The 17,880-nt window shown below is 65.8% G+C and carries 13 protein-coding genes and 1 pseudogene; 5 read left to right on the top strand and 9 right to left on the bottom strand.

Features of this window, described 5'->3' with window-relative positions:
* Positions 1-107: 107 nt before the first annotated feature.
* From HT578_RS19870 to HT578_RS19880, 3 genes are read right to left on the bottom strand one after another with little or no spacing between them, the layout of a single operon-like run.
* Positions 108-1,475 carry a mannitol dehydrogenase family protein gene (locus tag HT578_RS19870; protein WP_239026374.1) on the bottom strand — a complete coding sequence of 456 codons (1,368 nt, stop codon included), beginning with the start codon at positions 1,473-1,475 and terminating at the stop codon, positions 108-110.
* On the bottom strand, positions 1,472-2,872 hold the full coding sequence (gene uxaC, locus HT578_RS19875) for a glucuronate isomerase (protein ID WP_213501175.1): 1,401 nt from the start codon (positions 2,870-2,872) through the stop codon (positions 1,472-1,474). Before uxaC ends, HT578_RS19870 begins: the two co-directional genes overlap by 4 nt.
* A 7-nt stretch (positions 2,873-2,879) precedes the next feature.
* Positions 2,880-3,671, bottom strand: coding sequence for a FadR/GntR family transcriptional regulator (locus HT578_RS19880; protein ID WP_213501176.1), 792 nt, complete (start codon positions 3,669-3,671; stop codon positions 2,880-2,882).
* Between the two features lie 107 nt (positions 3,672-3,778).
* Here HT578_RS19880 and manD point away from each other — a divergent pair, with 107 nt between their 5' ends.
* The 4 genes from manD to HT578_RS19900 all read left to right on the top strand — a co-directional run bounded on the left by manD (position 3,779) and on the right by HT578_RS19900 (position 10,119).
* Positions 3,779-4,987 (top strand): D-mannonate dehydratase ManD, encoded by a 1,209-nt coding sequence (manD, locus tag HT578_RS19885; protein ID WP_213501177.1) that lies wholly within the window; start codon positions 3,779-3,781, stop codon positions 4,985-4,987.
* Entirely contained in the window at positions 4,975-5,970 is a 996-nt protein-coding gene (locus HT578_RS19890) for a sugar kinase (RefSeq protein WP_277884177.1), read from the top strand. The genes manD and HT578_RS19890 overlap by 13 nt, the downstream gene beginning before the upstream one ends.
* Before the next feature lie 81 nt (positions 5,971-6,051).
* Entirely contained in the window at positions 6,052-8,805 is a 2,754-nt protein-coding gene (locus tag HT578_RS19895; RefSeq protein WP_239026375.1) for a glycoside hydrolase family 2 TIM barrel-domain containing protein, read from the top strand.
* A 36-nt stretch (positions 8,806-8,841) separates the two neighbouring features.
* Positions 8,842-10,119 (top strand): MFS transporter, encoded by a 1,278-nt coding sequence (locus HT578_RS19900; protein WP_213501178.1) that lies wholly within the window; start codon positions 8,842-8,844, stop codon positions 10,117-10,119.
* Positions 10,120-10,284: 165 nt separating this feature from the next.
* On the opposite strand, the gene HT578_RS19905 is transcribed toward HT578_RS19900, so the two are convergent.
* From HT578_RS19905 to HT578_RS19925, 5 genes and pseudogenes are all read right to left on the bottom strand, one after another.
* Positions 10,285-10,485 carry a type 2 periplasmic-binding domain-containing protein gene (locus HT578_RS19905; RefSeq protein ID WP_213501179.1) on the bottom strand — a complete coding sequence of 67 codons (201 nt, stop codon included), beginning with the start codon at positions 10,483-10,485 and terminating at the stop codon, positions 10,285-10,287.
* 253 nt (positions 10,486-10,738) lie between these two features.
* Complete coding sequence (gene istB, locus HT578_RS19910) at positions 10,739-11,506, bottom strand: IS21-like element helper ATPase IstB (RefSeq protein ID WP_213500153.1); 768 nt, start codon at positions 11,504-11,506, stop codon at positions 10,739-10,741.
* Positions 11,503-12,993 (bottom strand): annotated as a pseudogene (gene istA, locus HT578_RS19915) (IS21 family transposase). The gene istB and the pseudogene istA overlap by 4 nt, the downstream one beginning before the upstream one ends.
* 259 nt (positions 12,994-13,252) lie before the next feature.
* Complete coding sequence (locus HT578_RS19920) at positions 13,253-13,996, bottom strand: cupin domain-containing protein (RefSeq protein ID WP_213501180.1); 744 nt, start codon at positions 13,994-13,996, stop codon at positions 13,253-13,255.
* Positions 13,997-14,130: 134 nt separating this feature from the next.
* Entirely contained in the window at positions 14,131-14,973 is an 843-nt protein-coding gene (locus HT578_RS19925; protein WP_213501181.1) for a helix-turn-helix domain-containing protein, read from the bottom strand.
* A gap of 196 nt (positions 14,974-15,169) precedes the next feature.
* Between HT578_RS19925 and HT578_RS19930 the strand changes: the two genes are divergently transcribed.
* Entirely contained in the window at positions 15,170-16,363 is a 1,194-nt protein-coding gene (locus HT578_RS19930; protein WP_039389296.1) for an FAD-dependent oxidoreductase, read from the top strand.
* Positions 16,364-16,407: 44 nt separating this feature from the next.
* On the opposite strand, the gene HT578_RS19935 is transcribed toward HT578_RS19930, so the two are convergent.
* Entirely contained in the window at positions 16,408-17,733 is a 1,326-nt protein-coding gene (locus HT578_RS19935) for a family 1 glycosylhydrolase (protein ID WP_213501182.1), read from the bottom strand.
* Positions 17,734-17,880 lie beyond the last annotated feature (147 nt).

The following is a 17,880-nucleotide window of genomic DNA, read 5'->3' on the forward strand; positions in this document are numbered from 1 at the left end:
TCGCCCGTACCCGACCAAACTGGCCGGTGAACGATGATCTCGACAGTTAGGGGAGGGCGAAGGCGATGGCCCTCGGAACCCTTTTTCCTGAACTTGAAGTCAGGAGATCATCCGGCAAAAACCTCCGCTGTATCGGCATTCCAGGTGCCGCCAAGAAGGCCCTCTGGTGCAAACAGCTGGCGGGCCAATTCGGTGTCCTCGTGGGTCCGGGCCAGCGTCGCCAACTCATCCGTCATGGGGTCTTCGAGTGGGCCGTTCGCGCCGCGCAGATGGCGAAACCAGGCCTTGAGCGCGGTGAGGATGGCCGGGCAGGAGCGCCCGGCCTCACGGTTGGCTTCAAGCGTTTCGAGCCAACGCTGCGGGATCTTCTGGCTGCCGTCCATCGCGATCTGGGCGAGGCGATGCTCCAGCGCGGGGTTCTCGAAGCGCGCAAGCAGGGCCTTGGCGTAGGCATCCAGGTCCTGGCCGGGCGCGGGTGTCAGCGTGGGCGCGGCTTCCCTGCGCATGAGGTCCTCGATCACCGGGCGGATGGCCGGATCGGCCACGGCCTCGTGCACGAAGGTGTGCCCGGCGGCGAGGCCGATATAGGCGAGCGCGGAGTGCGCGCCGTTCAGCATGCGCAGCTTGGCGGCTTCGTACGGCGTGACCTCGGCTACGATCTGCACGCCGACATCCTCCCAGGCAGGGCGGGGCCCTGCGAAGCGATCCTCGATCACCCACTGGCTGAAGGCCTCGGTGACGACGCAGGCTTCGTCGGCCAGGCCAAGCTGCTGGGCGACAGCCACGCGGTCGGCGTCGGTCGTCGCGGGCACGATGCGGTCGACCATCGTGCCGGGGAAGGTGCAGGTCTGTGCGATCCAGGCACCCAGTTCGGGATCGTGATGCGCACACCATTGGCCCAGCAGCCTCTCCAGCGTGCGCCCATTGTCCGCGAGGTTGTCGCACGACAGGAGTGTGAGGCCCGGCAGCCCCAGCGCGCGCCGGCGCGCGAGCCCCTCGCCAAGGAAGCCGTAGATCGAACCTTCATCGGCGCGTTCGAGGTCGAGGCTCCCATCGCCCTTGCGGCAATAGCCCTTCTCGGTGACGGTGAAGCTGGCGATGTGCGTGTCCGGGGCCGCGAGGCGCTCCAGGATGGCGGCACGGTCGGCCGGGCCCACGAGGACTTCGTGGACGGCGCCGACCACGCGCAGGCGCGGCGTGCCCGCACCGCGCTCCGCGACGGTGTAGAGCCCTCCTTGCGGCATGAGCTGCTCGGCCACGCTGGCCGAGCGCAGCGAGATCCCGCAGATGCCCCAGCGCGTATCGCCCGCGTCCATTGCGCGGTCGGTGTACCAGGCCTGGTGCGCGCGGTGGAAGGCGCCGATGCCGAAGTGGACAATGCCCATGCGCGTCTGTGCACGGTCATGCGTGAAGCGCGCGTCTGCCGGGACGCTGGCCAGGGTCTCAGGCGACAGGCGAGGCAGGGCGTCGGTCACAGCTTGTAGGCCTTTTTGGCAAGATCGTAGGCGAGATCGCGGGCGAGTTCGGCCGCTTCCCAGTCTTCCAGGCGGTGCTCCATGACCAGTTCGGCCAGGAAGCCGCAGTCGATCCGGCGCGCCAGGTCATGGCGCGCGGGGATCGACAGGAAAGCGCGGGTGTCGTCGTTGAAGCCCACGGTGTTATAGAAACCGGCGGTCTCGGTGACCGAGCGGCGGAAGCGGCGCATGCCTTCGGGACTGTCGTGGAACCACCAGGCCGGGCCCAGGCGCAGGCAGGGATAGTGCCCGGCCAGCGGCGCCAGTTCGCGCGCGTAGACGCTCTCGTCCAGCGTGAAGAGGATGAGCGTGAAGTCAGCCTCGTTGCCGAACCGGTCGAGCAGGGGCTTGAGGGCCCGGACGTACTCGGTCGAAACCGGAATGTCGGCGCCCTTGTCGCGCCCGAAACGCTCGAACACGCGGGCGTTGTGGTTGCGGAAGGAGCCGGGGTGGAGCTGCATGACGAGCCCGTCCTCCAGGCTCATCGCCGCCATTTCGGTCAGCATCTGGGCGCGGAACAGCTCGGCATCTCCCGATGTGCCCTTGCCCGTGACGACCCTGTCGAAAAGCGCTTCGGCCTCGGCGTGGGGGAGGTCGGCCGTGCGTGCGGTGGGGTGGCCGTGGTCGGTGCTCGTCGCGCCCATCCGGGCGAAGAAGGCGCGGCGCTGGCGGTGCGCGGCAAGGTAGCCCTGCCAGGTGCGGCAATCTTCGCCGGTGATCGCGCTGAAACGGTCAATATTGGCCTGGAAGCCTTCGAACTCGGGGTCGATCACCGGATCGGGGCGGTAGGCGGTGATGACCCGCCCCTGCCAACCCGAGGCGCGAATGGCGTCATGGTGCTCCAGCGTGTCGAGCGGGCTCTCTGTGGTCGCGATGACCTCGATGTTGAAGCGCTCGAACAGCGCGCGCGGGGCATAGTCCGGGCTCGCCAGCTTTTCGGTGATGGTGTCGAAGTAGAGATCGCTCGTCTGCGCTTCCAGCGCGACGTCGATCCCGAAGGCTTCGGCAAAGACCCAGTCGAGCCAGATGCGCGAAGGCGTGCCCCGGAACAGCTGGTAGCGTTCGGCAAAGAGGCGCCAGGCTGCGCGCGGATCCGCGCCCGAGCCGCCAAGGCCGAGGTCCTCGAGACGCACGCCTTGCGAATAGAGCATGCGGAAGATGTAGTGATCGGGCGCGAGCAGCAGCTCGGTGGCGTTGCCGAAGGGCGCGTTGGTCGCAAACCAGCGCGGATCGGTGTGCCCGTGGGGGCTGATGATCGGCAGGCCGGCCACGCTCTCATAAAGGTCGCGGGCGAGAGTGCGCGTGGCGGGATCGGCCGGCAGCAGCCGGTCGGGATGCAGGCGTAGCGGTCGGGTCATGGGTGTGTCAGGCGGTCAGCCGGGCGTAGATCGCGCGCTTCGAGCGCGAGGCCTCACGCGCCTTTTCAACCGCCATTTCCTCCGTTGCAAAGAGCAGGCTTTCAAGAACCGCGCTCAGGTGGGCGCGCATGGCGTTGCGCGCGGCGGCAGGATCGCCAGCCCGCAGCGCGTCGAGAATGGCCGAGTGCTCCTCGACCACGGGTTTGATATTGGCGGTGCGCGCCTTGGCGTGGACGAGCGCGCATTCGGGTGAGCTCTCGCGCTGGTTCCACAGGTGCTCCACGGCCTCGTAGATGGCGCGGTTGCGCGTTGCGCGGGCGATGCCGAGGTGAAAGTCGCGGTCAGCCAGCTCGCTTTCGGTGACGTCGTTGGTTTCGCGCGCGATGGCCTCGAGCGAGGCGGCGATGGCGGCGATATCCTTTTCGCTTGCCTGCGTAGCGGCAAGAGCCGCGCTCTCGCCCTCGATCAGGAGGCGGGCCTCGGTCAGCTCGAAGGCGGTGACGTTGATCCCGGGCTGGGCGGCCGCGCCGGGCATCTGCAGCACGTAGGCGCCCGAGCCCACGCGCACTTCGACCACGCCCTGCACCTCGAGCGCGATCATCGTCTCGCGCACCGTGGTGCGGCTCACGTCATAGCGTGTGGCCAGTTCGCGCTCGGCGGGAAGGCGCGAGCCCACCGGAAACACGCCCTCGGAGATCTCGCGCAGCAGTGTCTGGGAGAGTTCCTGGTAGAGGCGGTCCTGCGGCTTGGCGGGTGCGCTTTCCGAGGCAGAGGCTGGTGCATGTGTCTGTCTGGACATCGAGATCTCGTTGGTCTGACCAATTATTGAAGGATTGACAGACCAATTTAAGGTCGTCAAGACGGGACCTAACGTACCAGTCAGAACTCTGGGGGGGAATAGCCAAGATGAAGATTGAAGCGGCCCGCGTGATCGTCACGTGCCCCGGGCGCAATTTCGTGACCTTGAAGATCGTGACCGACCAAGGTGTCTACGGCATCGGTGATGCCACGCTGAACGGCCGGGAAAAGGCAGTGGTTTCCTATCTGGAGGACCATGTCGTGCCGTGCCTTATCGGCATGGACCCGCGCCGGATCGAGGATATCTGGCAGTATCTCTACCGCGGGGCCTATTGGCGGCGTGGTCCGGTGACCATGCGCGCCATCGCGGCGGTCGACATGGCGCTGTGGGACATCAAGGGCAAGATGGCGGGCATGCCGGTCTATGACCTGCTGGGTGGCAAGAGCCGCGAGCGGGTCATGGTCTATGGCCATGCCAACGGCAGCGATATCGATGAGACCGTCGAGGCAGTCGGCCAGTACATCGACATGGGCTACAAGGCGATTCGCGCGCAGACCGGCGTGCCGGGCATCAAGGATGCCTATGGGGTGGGCCGCGGCAAGCTCTACTATGAGCCGGCCGATGCCCAGCTGCCCTCTCTGACCGGGTGGGACACGCGCAAGGCCCTGAATTACGTGCCCAAGATGTTCGAGAAGCTGCGCGCGACCTACGGCTTTGATCACCACCTGCTGCACGATGGGCACCATCGCTATACGCCGCAGGAGGCCGCGAACCTGGGCAAGATGCTCGAGCCCTATCAGCTGTTCTGGCTGGAGGACTGCACCCCGGCCGAGAACCAGGAGGCCTTCCGCCTCGTGCGTGAGCACACGGTAACGCCGCTGGCCGTGGGTGAAATCTTCAACACGATCTGGGACGCCAAGGACCTGATCCAGAACCAGCTCATCGACTATATCCGCGCGACCGTGGTGGGGGCAGGCGGCCTGACGCACTTGCGCCGCATTGCGGATCTGGCATCGCTCTACCAGGTGCGCACCGGTTGCCACGGCGCGACCGACCTGTCGCCTGTCACGATGGGCTGCGCACTCCATTTCGATACCTGGGTGCCCAACTTCGGGATCCAGGAATACATGCGCCACACCGAGGAGACCGACGCGGTCTTCCCGCACGACTACAGCTTTGACGATGGCCATCTGACGGTGGGGGACACACCCGGTCACGGGGTGGACATCGACGAGGAACTGGCCGCGAAGTACCCCTACAAGCCCGCCTACCTGCCGGTCGCCCGGCTCGAGGACGGGACGATGTGGAACTGGTAGGAGGAACCGGCGACGTGACGCGGATCGTGTGCCTTGGTGAGGCCATGCTCGAACTCTCGCAAATGGGGGAGCCGGGCGGCGTACCTGCGGATACGGCCTGGCGCATGGGCTATGGCGGGGACACGCTCAATACCGCCATCCACCTTGCGCGCTTCGGGCATGATGTCGCCTACATGACCGCGCTGGGCACAGATGGCCTGAGCGGCGATCTGGTGGAGAAGTGGCAGGCGCAGGGGCTCGATTGCAGCCTTGTGCTGCGCCATCCCACGCGCCAGCCCGGACTCTACGCGATCGCGACCGATGATGCGGGCGAGCGTACCTTTTCCTACTGGCGCGACACGAGCGCAGCCCGCGCCCTGTTCGAAGGTGGCCCGGTCATGGGCGAGGCTCTGGCCCGGGCCCGCGCCGAAGTGGGTGGGGCAGATCTCTTGTCCTTCTCGCTGATTTCCCTGGCGATCCTTCCCGATACGGGGCGCGAAGCCCTGCTGGACCTGGCCCGCGATGTGCGCGCCAAAGGCGGGAAGGTCGCGCTCGATGGCAATTACCGGGCGCGCCTCTGGGGCGATGTTGCAACGGCCCGGCACTGGCGCGATGCGGCGATTGCGGTTGCCGATTTCGGCCTGCCCACGCTGGAAGACGAGACCCAGATTTCCGGTGAGGACACAGCCGAGGCCGTGGCCGCGCACTGGCAGGAATTGGGCTGTGGCGAGACGGTGGTGAAGCTGGGGGCGCAGGGCTGTCGCCTTCCTGATGGAACCCTCCTTGCGCCGCCACAGCGCCTCGATCCCGTCGATACGAGCGGGGCCGGGGATGCCTTCAATGCGGGTTATCTGGCCGGGCGTCTGCGCGGGATTGGTCCGGCCAGTTCCGCGGCGGCCGGTCATGCCATCGCGGGGTGGGTCATCATGCGTCGGGGGGCCATCCCCGACAGGGATCACGGGGCTCCCTATGGGGCTCCGGCAGCGGCGGCGCCCAGCGGATAGCGCCAGCCGTGCCGCGCGCAACAACGCACCCGGAACAAGGGAGCGCGCGGCAGCACACGGGATACAAGGGAGATGCTTGACGTGAAGACCAACACCCTGGCCGGCCTGGCGCCGATCGTCCTGGGAATGCCGCTCGTGCTGGGTGTGGGCCCCGTTCAGGCCCGTGCGCCGGGTCCGGGCACGCAGCTTGGTGCCGATGCCGGGCTTCACGCGAGCGGGCGCGCGGTGACGCAGCTCGCCACGGGCTGGCGCTTTCGCAAGGTCAGCGAACTGGACACCTCCGCCGATCCCTCCTCTCCCGATTTCGATGCATCGGGCTGGGCAGTCGTGGCGGTGCCACATACCTGGAACCGCATCGGCACTTACGAGGCTGCGGCGGGTGTACCCGGAGCCGTGAACCGGGAGCTTGACGACTACCGCGGCGTGGGCTGGTACCGGCTCGAACTGCCTGCGCGAGCATTGGCACCCGGGCGCAGAGCCTGGCTGGAATTCGATGCGGCAAGCCGGACCGCCGATGTCTGGCTCAACGGCGTCCATCTCGGGCGCCACGAGGGTGGTTTCAGCCGCTTCCGGCTCGAGGCCACGGCCGCACTGCAGGCCGAGGGGCCCAACGTGCTGACCGTCAAGGTCGACAACACCGATCCCGCGCCGGGCAACGCCACGGCCAACACCTTGCCGCTCGCGGGGGACTTCTTCGTGCAGGGCGGGCTCTATCGTCCCGTGCGCCTGATCGAGACCGCCAATGCGCACTTTGCGATGCGCGATTTTGGCGGGCCGGGCGTCTATGCGCAGACCACCGCGATCGCCGATGACCGGGCCCGGATCGAGGTGCTGGCCCGCCTTTCCAACGCACGCGCGGATCGCGCGAAGGCTGCTCTGGAGCTGGAACTGCGCGACCGTGCTGGCAAGCTCGTCGCCCGCGTGCGCCGTCCACTGGAACTGGCTGTGGGTGAAGGGCAGGAGGTGCGCGCGGCGCTGGATGTTGCGGATCCGCACCTGTGGCAGGGCGTCGAGGATCCCTATCTCTACACTCTCGTCGCGCGGTTGCGGGATGGCGCGGGTAATGTCCTCGATACCGTCGAACAGGACTTTGGCATCCGCCAGTTCGCTATCGATCCGGACAAGGGCTTCCTCATCAACGGCAGGCCGGTGCGCCTCCAGGGCGTGGGGCTGCATCAGGACACGATGGCGCACGGCTGGGCGCTCACGCGTGCGGACGTCGCGCGGCAGATCGACACGATCCGCGACATGGGCGCGAACACGGTGCGCCTCACACATTACCAGCACGGCCAGCCGGTCCATGAACTGGCGGACAAGTATGGCCTTGTGGTCTGGGACGAGATCGCGCTGGTGACCGCCTGGAGCCTCGATCCGGAGGCTGGACCGGCTCCGGCCGGCATCGTCGCCAACGCGCGCCAGCAGCTCACCGAGATGATCCGCCAGAACTACAACCATGCCTCGGTCGCGGTCTGGGGCGTGGCGAACGAGGTCGATTTCGGCCCCAACCGGCCCGAGTTCCTGGGCCGGGGGAACAGCGCTGACCCTGCCGATCCCACGCCGCTGGTGGAGGAACTTGTCAGCCTGGCGCAGGCGGAAGACCCCTTGCGCGCTCCGACGCTCGCGACCTGCTGCGAAGGGACGGGTATGCCCAAGGTGCCCGAGGTCGCGGACGCCGTGCCGGTATCGGCGGGCAATCGCTACTTCGGGTGGTACTATGGCAAGCCCGCCTTCGTGGGGGGGCACTTCGATGCCTTGCACGCTGCGCGTCCCGACCAGCCCCAGGCCATTTCCGAGTACGGCGCAGGCGCGGCTTTCTCGATCCATACCGATGATCCGCAGGGCGGCCCCCACGACATGGGTGGGCGCGACCAGCCCGAGGAATACGCCAGCTGGGTGCATGAACAGACCTGGCCGGAGCTGGCCAAACGGCCCTATCTGTGGGGCCGCTGGCTCTGGAATTCGTTCGATTTTGCGACCGTGACGCGCAAGGAAGGCGATTCCACCGACATCAACACCAAGGGTCTGGTCAGCTACGACGGGGCGATCCGCAAGGACGCCTTCTACTACTACCGCGCGCAGTGGTCGGATGCGCCCACGGTCCATGTGACGGGTCGCCGCTATCGCCAGCTTGCCTATCCGGTGACCGACGTTCGGGTCTATTCCAATGCCCCGTCCGTCACGCTGCGCGTTAACGGAGAAGACCTGGGAGCGAAGGGCGATTGTCCGAACCGCGTCTGTGTCTGGCCGGGCGTGCGCCTCGCCTCGGGCGCGAATCGGATCGAGGCCACGGGCCACTTCGCGGACGCCGCAGGCGGGACCCAGGACGTCACGGACGCGATCGACTGGCAGTTGGATGCCTCACGCGCGCACGCCTTCTTCATCGACGCTGGCGCGCTCGTAGCCTCCTCCGGGTATGGCTCGGATGCCTTCTTCAAAGGCGGCGAAGCGGGCACGGCCGATACGCCGCGACGCGGGCGCCCCCCGCTGCGCGCCGAGATCGCGCCTGCTGAGCAGCGCGACGCGCTGGCGCGCTTCCGCAAGGGTGATTTCACCTATCACCTGCCGCTCACACCGGGGCACTACCGCGTGACCTTGCGCTTCATCGAGCCTGAGGCCGCCCCGGGTGAGCGCCGGTTCGACGTGTCGGCCAATGCGGCCAGGGTCCTGAGTAGCCTTGATATTGCCGCTGAGGCGGGGGCCACCAACCGGCTTCTGGCCCGCAGCTTCGAGGTCGATGTGGCGGGAGAAGGGCTCGACCTTGCCTTCACGCCCTCTGCGGGCGCCACGAAACCCGAGGCACTGGTCTCCAACATCGAGGTCGAACGGGCGCGATAAGCCCGCCACCGCACAGGGAAGAGGATGAATACGCGAATGGGCCTTTCCAGGATCAAGCTGCGCTGGTGGATGATCAGCCTCGTGACGCTGGGCACGATCATGAATTACCTCGCGCGCTCAACGCTCTCGGTCGCCGCGCCCACGCTCAAGGCCGAGTTCGGGATGTCGACCGAGGATTACAGTTGGGTCATCCTGGCGTTCCAGGCCAGCTACACGGTGATGCAGACGGTTGCGGGAACGGTGCTCGATATCCTGGGTACGCGCCTTGGCTTCTTCATCTTCGCGATGGGCTGGGCGCTCTCCAACATGGGCCACGCCTTTGCCAGCGGCTGGCCGAGCCTCGCGGCCTTTCGCGCCGCGCTTGGTGCGACCGAGGCCGCGGCCATTCCCGCCGGGGCCAAGGTAACGTCCGAGTGGTTTCCGGCGCGCGAGCGCTCGCTGGCGACAAGCTGCTTCCAGATGGGCACCAGTGTGGGCTCGATGCTGGCGCCGCCGCTGGTGGCCTTCTGCATCCTGTGGTGGGGCTGGCAGTCGGCCTTCCTGGTGACGGGCGGCATGAGCGTGCTGTGGGCCCTGATCTGGTGGTTCGGCTACCGCGCGCCCGAACAGCACCCCCGCCTGCCGGCCGAGGATCTTGCCGCGCTGGAGGAGGACCGCAGGGCCAACGCCAGCGAAGTGCGCCCGGCCCGGCGTAGGGAAGTGCTGCGCAGCCGCGGATTCTGGGGCATTGCCATTCCCCGTTTCCTGGCTGAACCGGCCTGGCAGACTTTCAGCTTCTTCATCCCGCTCTACCTCGTGACGGTGTGGAAGCTGGACCTGCGCGATGTTGCGCTGTGGGCCTGGATGCCGTTCCTGGCGGCCGATTTCGGCTCGCTTGCCGCTGGCATCCTGCCCAATGTCCTCATGCGCCGGGGCGCGGCCATGGTCACCTCGCGCAAGGTGACGATGACGGTGGGCGCGCTGTGCATGCTGGGCCCGGCGTGCATTGGTCTTGCGACCTCGCCGGGGCTTGCCATCGCGCTGTTCTGCGTGGGCGGCTTTGCTCACCAGATGCTGAACGGGGCGCTCATCACGCTGTGCGCCGATGTCTTCGACACCCGTGCGGTTGGCACTGCGAGCGGCATGGCGGGCTCGATCGCGTGGATCGGGGGCATGGCCTTCACCTTCATCATTGGCCAGAGCGCGGATGAATTCGGCTACAACCCGCTTTTCGTCATGCTCGGCGCGCTCGACGTGCTGGCCGCAATCGTCTTGTGGAGCCTCCTGCGTACGCCGAGAGGCAAGGCGCCCCGCGTCGCGGCGACCGGGGGCTGAGCCCAAGCCGAAGCAATCATTGCCGCTTGGCCTCTTCACCAGCCCTGGCTGAGCCGGCAGGCAAAAGGTGAGGGGGCCAGTTTTGGGAGCCCGAGGGCGATGGCCCTCGGACCGTCCTTTTCTCCTCTTCCAGACCTTCAGGGCTCCGGGGCGTTCCGTCTCCTGCTAGCTCGCCGCATCGATGACGTTCGGGCCCGCCTGTTCCCGGATCCGCGCGATCAGCCAGGCGACGCCATCGTCGTGGGCGCGGGTCTCGTGGAAATGGACGATCTGGCGCAGCGGCGGCAGGTCGACGGGGAGAGGGGCGCAGGCAAGGCCGAACTGCGCGCGCACGATGCGCGCGAAGCGGCTGTGCATCAGGGTCAATCGGCGCGTGCCTGCAAGCAGCCAGGGAACGGCGGTGAAGGACGGCGCGGTGACTTCGATGCGGCGGGTATGTCCGATCGTGTCGAGCTGGTGGTCTCCGACGGTCGCGCTGCGCTCATTGCCGACCGAGTGTCAACGGCGGAGCAAAAGTCGGCCATGGGGCGGCGTAAAACCAGGCCATCGTGTTACACGCCGGGGGGAGTGGCGTGAGGGCGTAGCCCGAGGGCCACTCCCCCCGGCATTGGCTTGCTTTTCAGGGTCTGATTTTGGCCTTGCGGGCCCGGCTGTGAGCGAGGCGATAGCTTTCGCCGTTCATCTCGAGGATGCTGACGTGATGGGTCAGGCGATCGAGGAGCGCGCCTGTGAGACGCTCGGATCCGAAGGTTTCGGTCCATTCGTCGAAGGGCAGGTTGCTGGTGATCAAGGTGGAGCCGCGTTCGTAACGCTGGGAGATCAGCTCGAACAGCAGTTCGGCGCCGGTCTTGGAGAGCGGTACGAAGCCCAGTTCGTCGATGATGAGCAGTTTGTATCCGACCATCTGCTTCTGGAAGCGCAGGAGACGCCGCTCGTCGCGCGCCTCCATCATTTCGCTGACCAGCGCCGCCGCAGTGGTGAAGCCCACCGACAGCCCTTTCTGGCATGCTGCCAGTCCGAGCCCCAACGCTACGTGCGTCTTTCCGGTGCCCGATGGCCCCAGAGCGATGGCGTTCTCACGCCGCTCGATCCACTCGCAGCGCGCCATCTCGAGCACCTGCATCTTGTTGAGCCTCGGGATGACGGTGAAGTCGAAGCTGTCGAGGCTTTTGACGGCGGGGAAGCGCGCGGCCTTGATGCGCCGCTCGACCATACGACGCTCCCTGTCGATCATCTCCATCTCGACAAGGCGGGCGAGGAAGCGGATATGATCGACGCCTTCAGCGGCACATTGCCGGGCGAGCTTGTGGTGCTCTCGCAGGCACGTAGGCAGCTTGAGTGCCTTGAGATTGTGAGCGAGAAGAAGCTCCGGGGTCTGATCGCTCATGCGGCCTCCTGCTGGTCGGAGAGCAGGCTCAGATAGGCTCTGGCAAAGGTCTTCTCGACCGTTGTGCGTGGCAGGAAGGGATAGACGTCCAGGTCCAGCCTGGGCGGTACGCGTTCGACCCGGCACAGGGCGAGGTGCTTGACGGCATCGAAGCCGATGGCGCCAAGATCAATGGCCTGTTCCACCGCCGCCTGGAGATCGGCGAGGGTGAACGTTTCCAACAGGCGCAGCACCTGTACATATTCACGCCTGCCATGCTTGTGCATGCGGCCTTCCATCAACCGCTGCAGTGTCGTGAACGCTTGGCAAATCCCAGCCCTGCAAAGGCGCGGCCTGGTCGAATGCGTTGATCTTCTGCTCGATCAGCGGGAGATAGTGGAGCGGGTCGAAGATAACCTCCTCGCGGGCATAACAACGAGGATGACGGGCGATGACTTCGCTGCGGCAGCCGACCACCACCTCATCGACATAGGCCCTGATCCAGACCTCCTGATGGCCCCAGGCCACCGGAACCGAATAATCGTTGGTCCTGTAGCGCACCGTGATTGCGAGGAGACCCGCCCGCTCGTCTGATCGCAGGCCTCGAAGGGTGTAGCGGGCAGAGGCTGCATGGCTGCCAGATCGCGTTGCAAGCGCTCACCGATCGTCTCGCTCTGTCCGCGCACCTTGTCCTGCTGGCGCTTGCGGCATTGCTCCTCCAGCCATAGGTTGAAGGCCTCCCAGGTCGGGAACTTCGGGATCGGCACCATGAAATTGCGGCGGCAGTAACCAACCAGCCCTTCCACATTGCCTTTCTCGTTCCCCTTGCCCGGGCGGGCATAGCGGTCGCGGATCACGTAATGCGACAGGAAAGCGCTGAACAGCGTGGCACGCTTACGCGTGCCGTCTGGCAGGATCTTCGCCACAAGGCAGCGATCGTTGTCATAGACGATCGAGCGCGGCACCGCGCCGAAGAACGCGAAGGCATGAACGTGTCCGTCCACCCGTGCCTCCGCCACCGCCGCCGGATAGGCCCGCACATAGCAGGCATCACTGTGCGGCAGATCGAGTGCGAAGAAGTAGGCCTTCTGCTGCACCCCGCCGATCTCCACCAGCGCTTCCCCGAAATCGGCCTGCGCATCCCCCGCCGGGTGGGCCAGCGGCACGAACATCTCCCGGCTGCGTTGCTCACGCTCGCGGATGTAATCCTTGATGATCGTATAGCCGCCGGTGAAACCATGCTCGGCGCGCAAGCGGTCGAATACCCGCTTCGCCGTATGGCGCTGTTTGCGCGGGACGCAGCGGTCCCCTTCAAGCCATCCATCAATGATCGCCACAAACCCGTCCAGCTTCGGACGCTGCGGGACAGATTGACGCCGGTAACCCGGTGGCGATGAAAACGACAGCATCTTGCGCACCGTGTCGCGCGACACATTGAAACGCTTCGCCGCCGCCCGCTGGCTCATGCCATCCGCGCAAGCCAAACGGACCTGAAGATAAAGTTCCACGCTGTAGATCCCCACACCTCCCTGACTTGGCAGAAAGGCTTCAAGGTGGACGACTTTTACGCCGCCCGCAGCAGGACTATCCCGCCGCTAGCGTGGTCGAATATTGCTCCGCCGTTCTCAACCCTGAACCACAGACTGAAATTGCGGCTTGAGCTCCTCCTGCCGAAATCCGTTTCGGGCGTGCAAGACGACAAACGGGCGGTCCCGTCCGCCGGAACCGCCCGTTTGCACTTGTCGCCAGACCGCGAGACGCGGTGGCTCAAAGGTTGAGTGGCCCTCCGAAATTGACGTAGACCAGCGCGTCGGTGTGGCAGGAAAGAGCGTTGATCGGGGTTTCTGGAGGGTAGAAGAAGTACGCTCGGCGGGGCTCGATACGCGCCCCATCAACGCCCACGCTCCCCTCCATGACAAACATTTCGAGGTAATGCGGGAGACGTCTGATCTGCGAGCTCCAGCCCGCCGAAAGCCGGACTATGGCCGAGCCCTCGCCATGCTCGGGATGACGGCTCAACAGGCGCACTTTCGCCTCGCTCTCCAGGAAAGAGCCTACCGCAAGGTTGGTCAGCACGTCCTCATGATCGAGTGCAACGGCCGCGCGCGCCGGGTTCGCCCCTTCGACAGGGTAGAGGTCGTCGTGCTCGGGTTCTTCCACGAAGTTGAAATCCAGATCGCGCCCCACGCGGGAGAGGAAGGTCGACTCGCTCCGGATGGCGCTGGCAAAGCCATGGACCGTCTGGGGCGGGTGGAAGACATACGTGCCCTTTTCCACCCAGCGGCGCGAATCAAAGCTGAAGCAGCCCGAGATCCCGATGATCTCTTCGTACGTGTGGTGGTAGTGCGCGGTCTGCGGCGGCGTGTAGCCATCCTCGGGGACGAGCTTCTGGAGCGCGGTGCGTGCGCCGGTCTCGGCGTCGCGGCTCAGCAGTCGGGAATAGAGACCCGCCGGGCCAAGCGGCTCCCAGGCCAGTTCATCCACGGCAAGATCGACAATGTGCGGCCTCATGGTGTTTGCCTCCCTGGCACCGAATAGGGCCTGCAGATGGAAGCTCCGGCCGCCTCAAGGCAACGCGACGCGTCCTCCCCTTTCGCATGGCGGATGCTCAGGCCCGCTCTCCCCGCAAAGCCTCGCACTGGGGCTTAGTCCCCTACGGGACCGGGCATTTCCCCCGCCGCGAGGTTCGCGCGAATGGTGCGCGAAACCTCCTGGATCGGCGCGAGGTAGCGCTCGACCGCCGCGTCGACCGACAGGCCGGCGGCAAAGAAGACGACTGCCAGCGCACCAATGAGCTCCTCGCCATCGAAGATCGGCACCGCGACCGCGGACGTCTTGCCCGGATTGGCCGAGTACCAGGACTTCTCGACCGTGGCGTAGCCGTCGGCGCGAATGCGCCGGGTGGCCGCGCCGGACTGGAACTGCTCGAGCATGTACTGGCCATAGGCTTCTTCCAGTTCGGCGGCGCTGTCGATCAGTCGGGCACGGGTCAGCTCATCGGTGTAGGCGACATAGACCTGTCCGGAAGCCGACGCGAGAATCGGCACCTGCCAGCCAGGATAGTAGTTATTGTAGGTAAGCGTGGTCTGCGCGGCCGTGTGGTAGCGCACCACCATCCGGTTGCCCACGCGGGTCACGATGGACAGTGGCCAGTGATGCAGGTGCGTGAAATCGGACATCACCGTGCGTGCGGCATTCACCAGGCGATCATGGTTCTGAAAGCCACAGGCCAGTGTCTGGATGAGCGCGGTGGGACGATACTTGCGGCGCTCCCGCTCCCGTTCGACCAACCCTTCCTCGATCAGGGTGTTGATGATGCGAAAGGCGGTGGGCATCGGCACGTTCGCCGCCTTGGCAATTTCAGACAGCCCCAGAGAACCATAGCGATTGATGGCCTGAATGACATGAATCGAGCGCGATAACGAGCGTATCGTGTCCTTTTCGCCGCGCGGTCGCGCCTCGCCGAGGTCATGGTGGGACTGTGTCATCTTGTTGCGAACCCTTTGCCGGGTCTTGGTGCCCGCACCGTGATGCTAGGAATCGCCCCGCGTTCCTGTCAAGCAGGCATCCGCGATACGGAAGTATGCGCGGCCGTTGCTTCCCCCGGCCTACTCCCCGGTGCCATTTCCCCGGCTTCGCGAGGTCGGAACTCCCGACCTGATGTGAGCGGGAGTTCAATACACCATGAAGAAATGCGAAGTCCTGGTCGTCGGGGCCGGGCCGGTCGGGACCACCTGTGCCTCGCGCCTTGCGGCGATGGGCCTGGATGTCATGATCATCGAGGCCGAGGCCACCAGCACCCACGATCTCCGGGCTACCACGATCCATGCCTCCACGCTGGAGATGCTGGACGAGATCGACGCCGCACAGCCGCTGATCGACATTGGTCTGAAGGCTCCGGTCTACCAGATGCGCGATCGCCGCACGGGCGAGAAGCTGCTTTTCGACCTGGGCGAACTGGCCGATTTCACGCGCTTTCCCTTCCGCCTTCAGTGCGAGCAGTACAACATGGCACGGCTGCTGAGCGAGCGGCTTGACGCGCTTCCCAACGTGGACCTGCGCTTCAACTGCCGCTTCATCTCGGCCCACGAGACAGGCGAGGGGGTCATCGCGACGCTGGAGCAGGGCGGCGAGACGATTGAAGTCGAAGCCCGCTTCGTGGTGGGCGCGGACGGATCGCGTTCGGCGGTGCGCAAGCAGATCGGCACGGGCTTTGACGGCTTTACTTACGAGGAGAAGTTCGTCTCGATGTCGACGACCTTCCCGATCAACGAGGTCATCACCGATCTCAGCTACGTCAACTACATCTCCGACCCGGAAGAATGGCTGGTTCTGCTCAAGGTGCCCAGTGTCTGGCGCGTGCTGGTGCCCGCGGACGGCAACCTCAGCGACGAGGACCTCATCAGCGATGCCAACCGCGACGCGGTGTTCCGCCGCATCGTCGGGCACGGCAACGTGGAGACGACCCACCGCACGATCTACCGGGTCCACCAGCGCGTTGCGCAGGAGTTCGTGAAGGGGCGCATGATCATCATCGGCGATGCCGCCCACCTCAACAACCCATTGGGCGGCTTTGGCATGAACTCGGGTATCCACGATGGCTGGAACCTGGCTGACAAGCTGTGGCAGATCCTGCGCAAGGACGCCGGACGCGAGGCGCTCGACCTGTTCGAACGGCAGCGCCAGGCCGTTACCCGCTCGGTGATCCAGGCCCAGACCATCGAGAACATGGAGAACATGGGCCGCGCCGAAGGCGAGATCCTCGAGGCCAAGCGTGCCAAGATGCGCGCGGTTCACGCAGATCCGGACGCGCGGCGCGCATTCCTCATGCGTCAGTCGCTCTTTGCCAGCCTTGAGCAGGAAAAAGAGATCACCTGACCCGCGCGGCGCCGGGCCATGCCCGCCCGGCGCCCGACAGCGGTTCAGACCGCGTTCGCCCGCGCCAGCGCGCCCAGCACATGGGCGCTCGGCTTGGGGGTGCGCGCAAAGCTGGTACGGTCCACATCGCACAGCCCGTAGCGCGGCCCATAGCCGTGGAACCACTCGTAATTGTCGAGCAGGGACCAGTGCAGATAGCCCTTGAGCGGGATTCCCTCCTGCATCACGCCATACAGCGCGCGCAGTGCAGCCGGAATGAAGGCCGCGCGCTGCGCATCGTCATCGGTTGCCACGCCATGTTCGGTCACGAAGACCGGGCGCGGGCAGCGTGAATAGGCATAGCGCACCGCACCGGCGAGCGAGGCGGCGTAGATTTCCGAGCCGCTGGAATTGACGATCGCGTCGTCGGGGATCGGAACCTTGCCGTCGGGCCCCCAGACCGCGCGGTAATAGTTCTGTACGCCCAGGAAATCGTCGTCGCGCGCCGTCTCCAGCCAGGGATCGTAGAGTTCACGTCGCATCGAATCACGCAAGGGCTCGCCGCCCGCGATAGCCTGATCGTCATTGATGGCCAGGCTCACTCCGACGGGCAGATCACCGCGCACAGACTTGATCGCGGCGCGCCCGGCCTTGTGCCCGGCAATGAGATTGGCCTGCACCACATGGCGGTCGGGCACGTAGATCGGATTTCCGGCCAGGAACAGATCGACACCCAAGCGCCGGGCAACCGCCTCGCTCATCGCCTTGTCGGGGCCCATCAGCTGCTTGCCCCGGCCGCCGGGCAGGGCGACTTCGAGCATGCCGACAAGATTGGGCTCGTTGAGCGTGGTCGCGACTGCCATGCCATCGGCCAGATGCCGCGCGGCCATCTCGCAGAAACGGGCGAAGAGATCGACCGCCTCGGGGCTGCTCCAGCCGCCGTTGGCCGCAAACCAGATTGGCGTCGTGAAGTGGTTGAAGGTCACGACCGGCGTGATGTCGCGGGCATGGCAGCCTTCGATGATGCGCTTGTAATGGTCGAGCATGGCGACCGAAAATTGCCCCCGCGCAGGCTCGATCCGCGCCCATTCAAGGCTGAAGCGGTAGGTGTCGAGGCCCAGCGTGGCGACAAGATCCAGATCACGCGGCCAGAGCTGGAAGCTGTTTGCCGCATCGCCGGACACCTCGGTGAACGTCGTGGGATCGGCATGTTCGAGCGCCCAGGTATCGGAATTCGTATTGTTGCCTTCCACCTGGTAGGCGGCCGTTGCCGCGCCCCACAGGAACCCCTCGGGAAAGACGCGTCTGGAGGCTGCAGAAACCCGACCAACGGTACCGGGGACCAGCCCGGCCAAGGCTCCTGTCAAAAGCGTACGTCGTTTCAAGTGCATGGGCGGCCTTCCGGGAGCTGTCGTTATCAGGTCCTTGCGACATGCCCCTAAGCGCCCGAAAGACAAAACACGCCTGCCTTGCCTTTCCGCCATGCGGCAGTTTGAAACGCTACGAGGGCTGCGGCTGCATCGAAGATCCGTGTAAGC

It is taken from the genome of Novosphingobium decolorationis (genome assembly GCF_018417475.1).
Classification (GTDB): domain Bacteria; phylum Pseudomonadota; class Alphaproteobacteria; order Sphingomonadales; family Sphingomonadaceae; genus Novosphingobium; species Novosphingobium decolorationis.